General features: G+C 61.2%; 10 protein-coding genes. 5 read left to right on the forward strand and 5 right to left on the reverse strand.

Annotated elements, in window-relative coordinates:
- The 3 genes from WMP97_RS08255 to purT form a co-directional block, all read left to right on the forward strand.
- Positions 1–896: VaFE repeat-containing surface-anchored protein (locus WMP97_RS08255; protein WP_340440270.1), on the forward strand; the 896-nt coding region annotated here is incomplete at its 5' end.
- A gap of 155 nt (positions 897–1,051) precedes the next feature.
- Positions 1,052–1,885: a class F sortase gene (locus tag WMP97_RS08260; protein WP_248100049.1), complete on the forward strand. Its 834-nt coding sequence runs from the start codon at positions 1,052–1,054 to the stop codon at positions 1,883–1,885.
- Positions 1,886–2,036: 151 nt separating this feature from the next.
- Positions 2,037–3,389: a formate-dependent phosphoribosylglycinamide formyltransferase gene (gene purT / locus WMP97_RS08265; protein WP_340440272.1), complete on the forward strand. Its 1,353-nt coding sequence runs from the start codon at positions 2,037–2,039 to the stop codon at positions 3,387–3,389.
- Positions 3,390–3,412: 23 nt separating this feature from the next.
- Here the strand turns inward: purT and WMP97_RS08270 are convergent, their stop codons facing one another.
- Positions 3,413–3,919, reverse strand: a complete 507-nt coding sequence (locus tag WMP97_RS08270; protein ID WP_317001476.1) for a GNAT family N-acetyltransferase — start codon at positions 3,917–3,919, stop codon at positions 3,413–3,415.
- A 3-nt stretch (positions 3,920–3,922) separates the two neighbouring features.
- Positions 3,923–5,284, reverse strand: a complete 1,362-nt coding sequence (locus WMP97_RS08275) for an FAD-dependent oxidoreductase (protein ID WP_269953920.1) — start codon at positions 5,282–5,284, stop codon at positions 3,923–3,925.
- Positions 5,285–5,512: 228 nt separating this feature from the next.
- Between WMP97_RS08275 and pta the strand changes: the two genes are divergently transcribed.
- Complete coding sequence (gene pta / locus WMP97_RS08280) at positions 5,513–6,874, forward strand: phosphate acetyltransferase (protein WP_317001477.1); 1,362 nt, start codon at positions 5,513–5,515, stop codon at positions 6,872–6,874.
- A complete protein-coding gene (locus WMP97_RS08285; protein ID WP_023019978.1) occupies positions 6,875–8,098 on the forward strand; it encodes an acetate kinase in 1,224 nt (407 codons plus the stop codon).
- Positions 8,099–8,218: 120 nt separating this feature from the next.
- Here the strand turns inward: WMP97_RS08285 and WMP97_RS08290 are convergent, their stop codons facing one another.
- The 3 genes from WMP97_RS08290 to WMP97_RS08300 are packed head-to-tail and all read right to left on the reverse strand — an operon-like array spanning position 8,219 to position 13,247.
- The gene (locus tag WMP97_RS08290) at positions 8,219–10,792 is read right to left on the reverse strand and encodes a serine/threonine protein kinase (protein WP_317001478.1); all 2,574 of its coding nucleotides are present in this window, start codon (positions 10,790–10,792) and stop codon (positions 8,219–8,221) included.
- Positions 10,789–11,802: a glutamate ABC transporter substrate-binding protein gene (locus WMP97_RS08295; RefSeq protein ID WP_200288605.1), complete on the reverse strand. Its 1,014-nt coding sequence runs from the start codon at positions 11,800–11,802 to the stop codon at positions 10,789–10,791. The genes WMP97_RS08290 and WMP97_RS08295 overlap by 4 nt, the downstream gene beginning before the upstream one ends.
- Positions 11,802–13,247, reverse strand: a complete 1,446-nt coding sequence (locus tag WMP97_RS08300) for a hypothetical protein (protein WP_023019975.1) — start codon at positions 13,245–13,247, stop codon at positions 11,802–11,804. Before WMP97_RS08300 ends, WMP97_RS08295 begins: the two co-directional genes overlap by 1 nt.
- Positions 13,248–13,284 lie beyond the last annotated feature (37 nt).

Consider the following 13,284-nt stretch of genomic DNA (forward strand, 5'->3'; position numbering starts at 1 on the left):
CGGATGCTACTTCGGAGAAGCCGAACCACATCGCTGAGCACAAGGACATCAACGATAAGGATCAGACTGTGACCTCTGAGGGTTCTGAGAAGACCCCGAAGATTTCCACTAATGCTGACTTCGCTGATGGTTCCCACGAGGTTGTTGCTGGTGCCAAGGTTGTTGATGAGGTTTCCTATGAGGGTCTGGTTCCGGGTAGGGAATACACCCTGAAGGCTGAGCTGATTAGCAAGGAGGACGGCGAGTCTGTTCTGGGTACCGGTGAGAAGACCTTCAAGCCGGAGGCTTCTAACGGCAAGGTTGAGGTTGAGATCACTGTTAATGATGATGTGACGGAGCCGGTTGAGGCTGCGGTTGCCTTTGAGGAGTTGACCTCTGTCGAGGTTGATAAGAATGGCAAGGAGACTCCGGATGCTACTTCGGAGAAGCCGAACCACATCGCTGAGCACAAGGACATCAACGATAAGGATCAGACTGTGACCTCTCACGAGGTCCACGATCAGGACACGCCAGGCGGTTCCTCCAAGGGCAAGATTCCGTGGTGGCTCATCCTGATTCCGGGCATCGGCTTGGGCAAGATCATCAAGGATCACTTCGACCACAAGGATCATGGCAACCACAACGGTGGCCACGGTGACAACACCGGTAACCATGATGGTGGCAACGGTAAGCACACCGACGGCCACAATGGCGGCAATGGTCACGAGGTCAAGGGCCAGGACGCTCCTAAGGGCGGCAACTCTGACAATGGACACGGCCACGGCATCGAGGTCCAGGGTCAGCAACCTGAAGAGACTGGTAACGCACTGCCATCCAACGCTGACCGCGTTGAGATTAAGTCCGTACCGTCCGGCGCAACCGAGCTTGAGCCGGGTATGCAGGATTACATCAAGTAATCCCTGAGCATCGGTGAGGCGGCCTGCGGGTCGCCCCACTGGGGCTGAGACTTAAACACCAAAAATCCCCTCCAGGGTGTGATTGCACACGCTGGAGGGGATTTGCATATAACCTGCACAGGGTAGACAAATCGAGGAAGTGAAGGAAGCTAGCTATGGGAAAGCACAGGGAGCCAGAGCAGCCGGAGGAAAACGGCGCTTCGCAGTATCCGGCGAGTGGGGAAGAAGGGGGCGTCGGCAAGCGGGGCATGGGCCGTGGCAAGCTGATCGCTATTATCGCGGCCATCATTGTTGTGGCGTTGATCTTGTTGCAGGTAGTGCTGTATTTGGCGCGCGATGATGAGGATGAGGCTGGCTCGGCGCCGGAGACGGTGGCCAGCGAGAGCGCACCGGAGGAATCTGGACCGAAGTCTGATGCTTTCGTGGATGATTCGGGCCAGCAGGAGCACGAGTACGAAGCCGCGCCTGGTGAGTTCAAGGGCTTTGAGGGAATGTCCGTAGGGATTGATGGCGAGTACGCGGCCGTGGATCCCGTACAGGTCACGGACCAGGGCGTGCTGCTTCCGCCACACGACGTCACCCGCGTGGGTTGGTATTCCGCCTCCGCAGTACCGGGTGAGCCGGGCAATGTGGGCTCGAGTGTGATTACCGGCCACATTAACTACCAGGGCCAGGGCACTGGTTATGCGGAGAAGTTCACCAAGCTGAAGAAGGACCAGGAATTTACCGTGGTCATCGACGGCCAAGAGCGCACTTTCCGCGTGACCGAAGCGCCGTATCGTCTGCCCAAGGGTTCCGGATTCCCGGATGTGGTCAACGATAAGGAAGGCGAGAATCGCCTGGTTCTTATTACCTGCGGCGGCCAGTTTGTTGGCGGCGCGCTGGGTTATGAGGACAACATCATTACCGTGGCGGAGCCGGTAGGCGAGCCAGAGCAGCCCGCCGAGCAACCGGCCGGGGAGGCGCCGGCTGAGGCTCCTGCAGCCTAGGCGGAAATGTTTCAGGTGCCCTGTGGAATTGCCCACAGGGCACCTTTGCTTATCCGGCTTACCTGGCATGTAGGTGGTGGGGTTGGGGCCTAAATATGAAATAATTTAGGGCAGTAAACGCCGCTGCCTGCGGCTTAGAAGGAGCATTTTCATGGATAATCCAGGCGAGATCGCCGGTCATATTGGCACGCCGCTGACCAGCAATGCCACCAAGGTATTGCTGCTGGGCTCGGGCGAGCTGGGCAAGCAGCTGGCCATGTCCTTCCAGAACCTGGGCTTGGAGGTCCACGCGGTGGACTCGTATGCGGGCGCGCCGGCGCACCAGGTGGCGCAGTATAGCTACGTCGCCGATATTAAGGACACCGGGCGCATCCTGCAGCTGGCACAGGAGATTCAGCCGCACTTTGTGGTTCCAGAGGTAGAAACCGTTGCGGTAGAAGCCCTGGAGGAGATGGAAGCGCATAGCGACGCCATCGTGGTGCCTTCCGCTCGTGCCTGCGCCATGACGCAAGATCGCCAGTGCGTGCGCGAGGTGGCGGAGAATATCGGGCTGCCGGTTTCGGCATACCGCTTTGCCAGCTCTGTGGAGGAGCTGGAAGAAGCAGTCGGGGAGCTGGGCTTTCCGTGCATTATTAAGCCGGATGTGTCCACCTCCGGTAAGGGCCACATGATTGCCCGCGAGGAGGACGATGTACGGGTGGCCTGGGAGACCGTGCGGCGGGTGTCCTCGGACTCGCAGCGTGTAGTGGCCGAGCGCTTCGTAGATTTTGACTTGGAAGTCACCCTATTGGCCATCCGGTCCATCGACCCGGCCACGGGCAAGTTGGCCACGTGGTTTAGCGAGCCCATTGGTCACCGCCATGAGCGCGGTGACCTCGTGGAGGAGTGGCAGCCGACCGGCATGAGCGAGATTGCGCTGGAAAATGCCCGCTCGGTGGCCGCGCGCATCTCCAATGAGCTGGGCGGGCGCGGCGTGTACTGCGTGGAGCTCTTCGTTGCGGGCGATGACGTGTACTTTTCCTCCGTGTCCCCCCGTCCCGCGGATACGGCGATGCTGACCTGCTATACCCAGCGCTTTTCCGAGTTTGACCTGCATGCGCGCGCGATTTTGGGCTTCCCCATTGACGCCACCCTGGTCACCCCGGGTGCCAGCGTGGTCATCCACGCGGACGAGGAGCCGAATGAGGTGGCCTATACCGGCGTCGCCGCGGCCCTCAGCTATGCGGAGACGGACGTGAAGCTCTTTGGCAAGCCGGGGGCCTACAAGGGCCGCCGCATGGGTTTGGTCTCTTCTACGGCAGAAAATGTGGAAGAAGCGCGCGACCGCGCAGCACTAGCGGCACACAAGATCGAGGTGACCTCCACGCCGGGCCTGCTGGCGCAAGACGGCGCCCGCGGCATCGATCCAGAAACCGAGAATGTTCCCGATATTGAGGTCGTGGAGTACGAGGGCGGCGTGGAGCTCGACCCGAAGCTCGCCTCCGGCGTGGACGACGCCGACTAGTAGCCGGCTAGCTGGCTATGCGGCTAGCCGGCGGGGCGCAGCATCGGCTGGTGGGGGACTCCCTCGTCGTCGAATGGCTCTCCAGTCGGCGTGAAGCCGAAGGAAGCGTAATAGTCCACTAGGCCGGCCTGCGCCTCCAGATAGAGCGGCTGGCCTGGGCGCATGCGCTCGCCAAGGTCTATGGCCGCCTGGAGTAGCTCGCGGCCGAGCCCCGTGCCGCGTGCGGCCGGCGTGAGCGCGAAGCGGCCGATTTGTGCGCCGGTGGTCGGGGCGTTGGTAGGCGTGGCGTCGGAAAGCGCGGCGTCGTCGGCAGGCGCAGCCGGAAAGACGCGGGCCGTGCCGAGCAGCTCGTGGGTTTCCGCGTCCCAGGCCAGTAGGTGCACGGTCTGGGGGTCGGCGTCGGTTGAGTCAATCTCGGCGTACGGGCTGCGCTGCTCGTGCACAAAGACGTCTACCCGCAGCTTGTAGAGCTGGTGGACGTCCAAGGCTGCCAGTTGGCCCAAGGGCGCGGCGGAAATGAAATGCGGCAAGGTCTAGGCCTGCGGACCGGCGTGCTTGACCATTTCGTCCCACTCGACGATCTTGATGCGCTCGCGGCCGTGCGGTTCACCGGCGGCGCGCTCAGCGGCATCCAGGCGGTGCCAGCCTTCCCAGGTGGTCACGGCGATATCGCGGGAGGCCAGGAAGTCTAGGATGTCCTGCGGGTCGCGCTTGGTGGCAGGCTCCAAGTCGCCGGCCTTGTAATCGGCGATGAGCATGGTTGTGGTGTCCTTGGCATCGGACTTGGTATTGCCAATCAGGCCCACCGGGCCGCGCTTAATCCAACCGGTGGTGTAGAGGCCGGGCAGCTTTTCGCCGTCGACATTGGCCAGCACATGGCCGCCGTCGTTTGGCATGGTGGCCTTGGTCTCGTCGAAAGGCACGCCATCGACGGACTGAGGGTAGTAGCCCACGGCGCGGTAGACTGCCTGGACCGGCCACTCGGTGTACTTGCCGGTACCGGTTACGGTGCCATCACCGTTGAGCTCAGTGCGCTCGGTCTTGATCGCGGTAACGTGCCCGTCCTCACCCAGCACCTCTACCGGGGACTCAAAGAAGTGGATGTAGAGCTTGTGCGGGGCATCGCCCGGCTCGCGCATGGCGTAGGACTCCAGCGTCTGGCACACCAGGTCTGTGGATTTGGCGGCGCGGCGTGCCTCCTCAGAGGCGGCGTCATACTCGATGTCCTCGGGGTTGACAATGACCTCGATGGTCGGGGACTCGTCTAGCTCCTTGAGCTCCTTCGGCGTGTACTTGGCCTGTGCCGGGCCGCGGCGGCCGAAGACGTGGACCTCCTTGGCACGGTTTTTCTTGAGTGCTGCGTAGACGTTATCCGGGATCTCGGTAACAAGCAGCTCGTCGGCGGTCTTGGCCAGGATACGGGAGACGTCGAGGGAGACATTGCCCACACCAACTACGGCGACAGATTCTGCAGAGAGATCCCAATCGCGTTCGAAATTGGGGTTGCCGTCATAAAAGCCCACGAATTCGCCGGCGCCATGGTTGCCCTTGAGGTCCTCGCCCGGGATGCCCATGCGCTTATCGGCGGTAGCACCGGTGGCGAAGATGATGGCGTCGTAATATTCGCGCATCTCCTCGACGGTGATGTCCTTGCCCACCTCAATATTGCCCAGGAAGCGGATCTCTTCCTTTTCCATAACGTTGTGCAGGGACTGCACGATGCCCTTAATACGCGGGTGATCCGGTGCCACGCCGTAGCGGATCAAACCGAACGGCGTCGGCATCTTTTCAAAAAGATCGATCTGCACATCGAGGTCGGATTTCACTAGAAGGTCAGAGGCGTAAATGCCTGCCGGGCCGGAGCCGACCACGGCGACGCGCGCTGGGTTAGTCATGTGCTTAGGGTGTCCTTTCTTTCGTTGTGCTGCATATTCTACGCGGTCACTATGCGATAAAAACCACAGCATTACTAACCCCAGTTTAGGGCGGTCACGATGGGGCATAGGAGGGGGTAAATCGCGTACAGTGGAATAGTCACCGCGTGTTAATAACTGTGATGGCTGACATGAAGTTATGACACGCGTTAATTGTGTTCAAGTGACCGTGACTGAAAGGTAAATTGCATGTCTGCATCTCATTCCGCAGTTATTAGCGCTATCGGCCGTGGCTTCGATGGCCTCGATGTGCCCGCCTTGGCTAAAGACCTAGGCGCGGAGCTCATCCGCCTCGAAGACTTCGATGCCACCGTCGCCGCCGTACTTGCTGAGGCTCCCGCCGCTGAGAACATCGTGGCGCAGGGCACCGGCGATATCGCCTTCGATGCCGAAGTAGCTGCCGCCCTTGGCCTGCCGCTGGCCATCATTTCCGGCGCCCCGCAACGCACCGGCGAGCTGGCACAGCACAATGCGGAATCCTTGGGTGCCACCGTTGCTGGCATCTTCACCGACCTGGAAGCGGTTCCGGGCGCACTTGCTGCGCTTGGCGACGTCTCCCCGGTCATGTCCGCAGACCTCTTCCAGAAGCAGCTTATTGATCAGGCCCGCGCCGCCGGTTCGCACATCGTTCTGCCAGAGGGCGACGATGACCGCATCCTCGAAGCCGCTCATGTGCTGCTGCGCGATAAGGTTGCCAAGCTGACCATTCTGGGCAATGAGGCCGATATCAAGGCCCGCGCCGAAGAGCTCAAGCTCGACCTGGCTGGTGCCGAGATCATCAACCACCTCGAGTCCCCGCTGGCAGAGGAGTTCGCCGCCGACTTTGCCGAGCTGCGCAAGAAGAAGGGTGTCACCCTCGAGCAGGCGCGCGAGACGATGCAGGATATCTCCTACTTCGCCACCATGATGGTCCACAAGGGCTTGGCCGATGGCATGGTCTCCGGCGCTGCTCACACCACCGCCCACACCATCAAGCCTTCCTTCCAGATCATCAAGACCAAGCCGAATGCTTCCGTCGTCTCCTCCATCTTCCTGATGGTCATGCGCGGCCGCCTGTGGGCCTTTGGTGACTGCGCCGTCAACCCGAACCCCACCGCCGAGCAGCTGGGTGAGATCGCGATTGTCTCCGCACAGACCGCTTCCCAGTTCGGCATCGACCCGCGCGTGGCCATGCTGTCCTACTCCTCCGGTACTTCCGGTTCCGGCCCGGACGTCGAGCGCGCCGTGGCCGCCGTAGAGGCCGCCAAGAAGCTGGATTCCTCCGTCAAGGTGGATGGTCCGCTGCAGTTCGATGCCGCCTGCGATCCAGGCGTTGCTGCGAAGAAGATGCCGAATTCTGAGGTTGCCGGACAGGCAAATGTTTTCGTCTTCCCGGACTTGGAGGCCGGCAATATTGGCTACAAGACGGCACAGCGCACCGGCGGCGCGCTCGCCGTGGGCCCGATTCTGCAGGGCCTGAACAAGCCGGTTAACGATTTGTCGCGTGGTGCGACCGTTCCGGACATCATCAACACCGTTGCAATCACCGCTATTCAGGCTGGAGAGAAATAAATGTCATACGTTCTGGTCCTTAACTCAGGTTCTTCCTCCGTTAAATTCCAGCTGGTCGATCCCGAATCCGGCGCCACGGATACCCCGTTGGTTTCTGGTTTGGTCGAGCAGGTTGGCGAGCCCCTCGGCGCTGTCACCGTGAAGACCGGTGGCGAGAAGTACAAGGAAGAGCTGGAAATTCCTACTCACTCCTTCGGCCTTGAGCGCGCTTTTGCCATCATGAGTGAGCACAACGTGGGCCCGACCGACGTGGATGTCATCGCCGTTGGCCACCGTGTCGTCCACGGCGGACGCCTCTTCTCCGAGCCGCAGCTCATCGTGGACCAGATCGAGTCCATGATTGAGGACCTCATCCCGCTGGCTCCACTGCACAACCCGGCTAACTTGGACGGCATCCGCGTGGCTCGCAAGATGCTGCCGGATATCCCGCACGTTGCCGTCTTCGATACCGCCTTCTTCAACACCCTGCCGCCGGCAGCCGCGCTGTATGCCATCAATAATGAGGTGGCATCCAAGTACGATATTCGCCGCTACGGCTTCCACGGCACCTCCCACGAGTTCGTCTCTCAGCAGGTTCCAGGCCTGCTGGGCCGCGATCCGATGCACACCCACCAGATCACCCTTCACCTGGGCAACGGTGCCTCCGCTGCAGCCATCCGCAACGGCCGCGCCATTGATACCTCGATGGGCCTGACCCCGCTGGCCGGTTTGGCCATGGGTACCCGTTCTGGCGATATTGACCCAGGCATCATTTTCCACCTTGTCCGCCAAGCGGGCATGAGCGTGGATGAGATTGACAACCTGCTCAATAAGCAGTCCGGTGTCAAGGGCATCTCTGGTGTCAATGACTTCCGTACGCTGCGCGAGCGCATCGACAACGAGGACCAGGACGCGTGGCTGGCCTACAATATCTACATCCACCAGCTGCGCCGCTTCATCGGTTCCTACATGATTTCCCTGGGCCGCGTTGACGCCATCACCTTTACCGCCGGTGTGGGTGAAAACGATACCGAGGTGCGCCAGGACTCCCTGTACAACCTGGATATGTACGGCATCCACTTTGATAAGGAGCGCAACTTGGTCCGCTCCGATCAGCCGCGCATGATTTCCACTGAGGATTCCCCGGTTAAGGTCTTTGTCGTTCCGACCAATGAGGAGCTGGCTATCGCGCAGAAGTCTGCCGAAATCGCCGCTATGGCGCGTGAGGCTGGGCTTTACAAATAGAAAGGTTCCTCCCCGGCCAGCGAAAGCGGCCGAGCAGTGAACAAGGGGGCGTGCGGTAAAGAAGACCGCACGCCCCTTCTTTTGTTTTCTGCGCTGTGCGAGTAGATGAAAGAACGCAAGCTAGAAGGTGGTCACGGGGCGGACCTGGTTGGCAAGGTCCACGAGGGCGTAGCGGTGGCGGCTAAACGGTGCCTGGCGGGCGAGGGCGCGAAGGGTCTCGGACAGGCCGGTGCGCAGGCCGCGTTGGGTGAAGGCGTACTCGAAAAGATCGTTGGGGGAGGCAGCATGGGAAAGATCGGCGTTGCGCAGGAAGTTAAGGCCGGCGGAGATGACGGCGATCTTGATCTGGAGGAAGCGCGGCTCGTTGGTGGGGACCTCTTCGAGGCGTCGGGCAGCGCGGCGGATGCGGGACTCGGAGAGATCGTGGACGATGAGCTGAAGGATCGTCGTCAAGCGGGCCATGCGGTAGTGACGCGAGGCATTAGGAACCTTGTCTAGTACGGTGACGGCGACCTCCACCTCTCCCTCGGAGCGCAGCTGGCGGGCGAGGCCAAAAGAGGAAGACACGGTCGTGGGGTTGGTGGACCACACGATGCCGTAGAGGCGCATGGAGTTAAACCGCAGGGCAGCGGGGTCTTGAGTGACGTGGTTCCAGATTTCTGGCTGGCCCTCAAAGGCGGAGTTGGGGAGATCGGCCAAGGTGGAATGCATATTGGAACAGGCCCGGGCCACCCTGGGATCAATGAGCGAGATTTCGCTGTAGTCCAGTTGCTGCAGGATGAGCTCGTTGATGGCGGCGATGGCGAGTTTGGGTGCCGCCTCGCCCGGAAGGAGATCGAGGACGGCGGAGAAGTATTTCTGGGCGTCGCGGTAGTCATCTAGGAGCAGTTCCGTGATGCCGGCATACCACTGGAAGCGCCAGTCCCGGCCGAGGCGGTCTTCGATGGAGCTGAGCCACTGCCGCGCCTGGCCGGTATAGCCCAGGTCGATCATGGAGCGCACCACGCCGAGTGGGATTTCGGCCGAGTGCTCGTACTCGGGGGTCTGCATGGCCTGGCGGAGGGTTTCGAGGGCTTCTTGTGGCTCCGCGTAGGAAGCACCCTGCAGCAGGCCGGCGCCCACATCGTCGCGGTCTAGCAGCGGGGTGGGCAGGGCGGAGACTACCTCGGGGGCGGTGATCTGGACGGTGCGATCGATGCCGTCAATAAGCTGGTCGGTGCGAAAGACCAAGTGCTTGGTGCCAAAGGTGGTACGTTGCGGCGAAAAGAGCGAGTGCTGGGAAGGATATTGCAGGCCGTCGCGGATGGCAATGACCTCGCGCAGCACGCCGTAGAGCTGGGTGCGCAGCTCCTTGATGGAGGTAAAGCGGCGCTCCGGATCCGGGTCCGTGGCGCGCTGTAGCAGGCGGTATAAGGACAAGAAACGGCGCAGTTCCGGCTCCTCGGTGGGGGTGGGGATACCTGGCAGATAAACGCCGTCTTCGGTAGGAAGCTTGAGGCACAGCGAGGCTAAGGTACGGCCGATGGTGTAGATATCGCTGGCGATGGAAGGCCCCTCGGTGGCGACTTCCGGGGCCTGATAACCCTTGGTGCCGTAGATATAGCCAAAGGCGCCGATGCCGGAGACCGCGCCCAAGTCAATGAGTTTGACCTGGTCCTCGGTGACGATGATGTTATCGGGCTTTAAGTCGTTATAGACCACCCCGCGCGAATGCAGGTACTCCAGCGCGGGCAGGACTTCCAGGATATAAGCGATTGCGATATCGACCGGCAGTAGCTTGTCCGTCTGCTTTTTCCGCCTGTTTTTAAGCGACGGCCCGCCGACGTACTCCATGACAATAAAGCCGCCGGGTACCCGGGGGTCATCGATGAAGTTGAAAATCTTGACGATGCCCGGGTGGGTAATATCCGCGAGGAACTCGCGTTCTGCCACCGCAGCGGCGGTTTCATCGGCCGATTTTTGGGCCTGCATACCTTTGAGGACCACCACTCTTCCAGAAACAAAGTGGTCATTGGCCAGGTAAATCCAGCCCATGCCGCCATGGGCGATGACGCCCAAGATTTCATATTGGCCGGCCACCATGTCACCAGGCTGTAACTGCGGTGGCGGGATCTTTTTACCGGAGGATGCCTCGTGTGGGTCGATCAGGGCGTCGGTCGGCTCGGAGGGGGTGATAAACGGCAGCCGCACCATGCCATCGGCCACGCGGCGCTCGGTGCGGTGGGTGCCACGGCGCTCGCGGAAGGTATCGAGTGCGCGGCGGCGCGAGCGCTGCGAGGAGTCCTCCTGGGCCTGCTGGGCGCGCTGCTGTTCGCGCTTAGCCCGGATATTGTCTAGGTCCGCCAAGAGGCTAGAGATATGGTCCGGGTCGATGGAACCATCGCCATCCTCGTCATCGTCTGCGAAGGGATCGAAGGCTACCGCGGAGGTGCCGGTATCACCGTCTGCTTCATCCTCGTCAGCGAAGGGATCAAAGGCCACCGCCGCGGTTGCTTCCTCGTCTTCGTCCGCAAACGGGTCAAAAGCTACGGCTGCGGTGGCGGGGCCGTCGTCCGAGGGGGCATCGCCTAGCGCATCCGGCTCCTGCGCGGAATTGGTGGCATTGGTGGGCTGGCGGAAGGCACGCTGGGTATCAAGGTTTTCCGGCTCGATGTATTCGAGCTCATCATCGCTAAAGTTCGGGTTATGGCTCATGGTTTAGCCTCCTCCTCGATATACTTTCCGGCCGGCAGCGTGGGCTCTTCTAAGTAGGCACCGAGCCACTCCTCAAAAAGGGAAGACCACGTGCCATCGCGGCGTATGCGCTCTAGCGTGGAATTTATTTGGCGCAGCAGTGGGCGGGTGTCATGCTGCTTGCTGGGCAGGCGCACGGCCACGCCGTAGTTTTCGGTTTCCAGCGGTTCGCCCACGATGGAGGTATAGGAATCCTGGGCGGCCATGCCGGAGAGCAGGGCATCATCGACGACGATGCCATCGGCCTGGTTGAGCTGCAGTGCCATGAGGCAATCGCCCCAGGAACGGGTGACCAAGATATCGGCTTTGGGGGCGTGCTCGCGGATGGTATCGAGTGCGGTGGATTCGCCCACACCGCACAGCGTCTTCCCAGCGGTGTCCTTGATGGATTTGATGCCAGATTTGCTGAGCACCAGCATGCGGGTTTGGGTACGCATATAGGGGATGGAAAAGGCCACCTCCCGCTCTCGCTCCGGGCTAATGGTCATCGTGCGCACAATCATGTCCACCGCGCCGGAATTAAGGGCATCGACTCGGTTGGAGGATTCCACGAAGCGGAAGTCCACCTTATTGGGAGCACCAAAAATATCGCGGGCAACCTCGCGGGCGATATCTACCTCGAAGCCGCGTACTTCACCCGAGGCGGCGTCGCGGTAACTCAGCAAGTTATTGGAACGGTCCACACCCACGATGAGCCGGCCGCGCTTGACGATGTCCGGCACCCGTTCTTTCGCTTTCTTGTCATCTGGGCGGTAGCTGCCTTTAATGTCTTCACCAGAGGCGCGGTGCGCGGGGGTGGTTCCTGCCTTTTCAATCTTTGCCCCATCTGGCAGCGGCGGGCCCGGCTTTGCGTCAAGGGCCTGCTCGGCGGGCGCCTCCAGTGGCGGGGTAGAGCGGACATCGCAGGAAGCCAGAGGCAGCGCGGCGCAGACGCAGGCAAGCGAAGCGAGGACGAGGCGTGGGCGGCGCATTAGAGGTACTCCTGCAATCGGGGACGGATGCCCAGCCACACGGCGATAATGGCGCATAAGGTCAGCAAGAATACGGCCGAGGACACCGCGGTCATGGCGGTCAGGCCGCGTTCCAGGTAGCTGCGCATAGCGACGCGCGCCTGACTAATGAGATCGGAGAGCTCCGCGTCGAGCTCGTCATAGGAACGCGCCGTGGTCATCTCACCGTCCTTGGGCTCGGTGGCCGTGGCCTGGTAGATGGCTTCATCATAGTCGCCGTCTTTCAGCGCGCCCATGAGCTTATCGTGGGTGCCACGCCACTGCTCGGCGGCCGCCCGGGCGCTGTGGATGAGTTCGGGGTCGGTGACCTCCACGTCCTCATCATTGAGGGCATCCTCATAATCCTGCAAGGCCATTTCGATGGAGTTAATCGAGCTGGAAAAGCGCACCATCGTATCCTCCTCGGAGGAACGCAGCACCAGCGCCAGGGTTTCAGAGGTGCGCGCCTGCTGCGCCTCAATACGCGAGGCCGTCAGCGAATCCCATGGGCGCGAGGCTGTCTCAAAGCCCTGGTGGCCGGTGGACCAGGTAGCGAGGTTGGATAGTGCTACCCAAGAAATGGCTAGGAAGAGCAGCACGCTGGCCGTCAAAAAGCCACGATTAAAACGCCGGCGGGTCTGGCGCCACAGCCACCACTGGGCCACAACGAGGAAAAAGAGCGCGGCAAAGAGGCCGGAGAGCGGCACCCACTGCGGCGAAGTGAGCTTTTGCTGCTGCTGGTTTACCTTGGCGGTGGTCAGTTGGAAAAGCTCGGAGGCGGCCGGCAGGATATGCTCGCGCATTAGTGCAGAGGCATTGGACATATAGGAGTTAGCTACCGCATTGCCCGCCCGGTGATTAGAACGGGCCTTTTCCACCATCGCGGTATAGACGGGCAGCTCGCGCTGGATAAAGGTCACCAGCTCGCGCACACGGCCATCTTCCTGTGTGGTACCCAGCACGGATTCGGTGGCTGCCACCGAAGCGGCATCAATAGCTTCGTTATAGCTATCGCGATTTTGCTCTGATTCCACACCGGCCTGTACGAAGCCGGTGGTGGCCACGGTATCGGCCACCGAAAGCGAACTATAAAGGTGGTGCGCCGCATTCGACATCGGTTCGGTAGTGCTTAGCAGCTCGTCCAAATCGGAGTGGCGGGCGGCGGAAGATTGGGACATCGATAAGCCGGCAGCGCCCAGGGCCACGGTGAGGATGAGCGTGACCGTAAAAAGCTTGCCCGGGGTGGTGGAGGCAAAGTAGTAAAAGCGGCGCATCAGGCGCGCCGGGCCTGCGAACCATTGCATGGCGCGGCTGCTGAGCCCGCTGAAGGCCGGGCCGGTGGGCGCGGTGACCTCATCGAGCCAGTGATCGCTCGGGTGAGCGTGCTCGTTGTGCACGCTTTCTGCCCGGACTGCCTGCTCGGTCATTAACTCAGAATAGCGTCCGCAGTGTGCTGGGCGCCAC

Source organism: Corynebacterium sp. KPL4072, assembly GCF_037908395.1.
GTDB lineage: Bacteria > Actinomycetota > Actinomycetes > Mycobacteriales > Mycobacteriaceae > Corynebacterium > Corynebacterium kefirresidentii.

Excerpts from the sequence above, each read along its gene's own strand:
- WMP97_RS08260 (WP_248100049.1), top strand. The coding sequence starts at position 1,052 with ATGGGAAAGCACAGGGAGCCAGAGCAGCCGGAGGAAAACGGCGCTTCG.
- purT (WP_340440272.1), top strand. The coding sequence starts at position 2,037 with ATGGATAATCCAGGCGAGATCGCCGGTCATATTGGCACGCCGCTGACC.
- WMP97_RS08275 (WP_269953920.1), bottom strand. The coding sequence starts at position 5,284 with ATGACTAACCCAGCGCGCGTCGCCGTGGTCGGCTCCGGCCCGGCAGGC.
- pta (WP_317001477.1), top strand. The coding sequence starts at position 5,513 with ATGTCTGCATCTCATTCCGCAGTTATTAGCGCTATCGGCCGTGGCTTC.
- WMP97_RS08285 (WP_023019978.1), top strand. The coding sequence starts at position 6,875 with ATGTCATACGTTCTGGTCCTTAACTCAGGTTCTTCCTCCGTTAAATTC.
- WMP97_RS08290 (WP_317001478.1), bottom strand. The coding sequence starts at position 10,792 with ATGAGCCATAACCCGAACTTTAGCGATGATGAGCTCGAATACATCGAG.
- WMP97_RS08295 (WP_200288605.1), bottom strand. The coding sequence starts at position 11,802 with ATGCGCCGCCCACGCCTCGTCCTCGCTTCGCTTGCCTGCGTCTGCGCC.
- WMP97_RS08300 (WP_023019975.1), bottom strand. The coding sequence starts at position 13,247 with ATGACCGAGCAGGCAGTCCGGGCAGAAAGCGTGCACAACGAGCACGCT.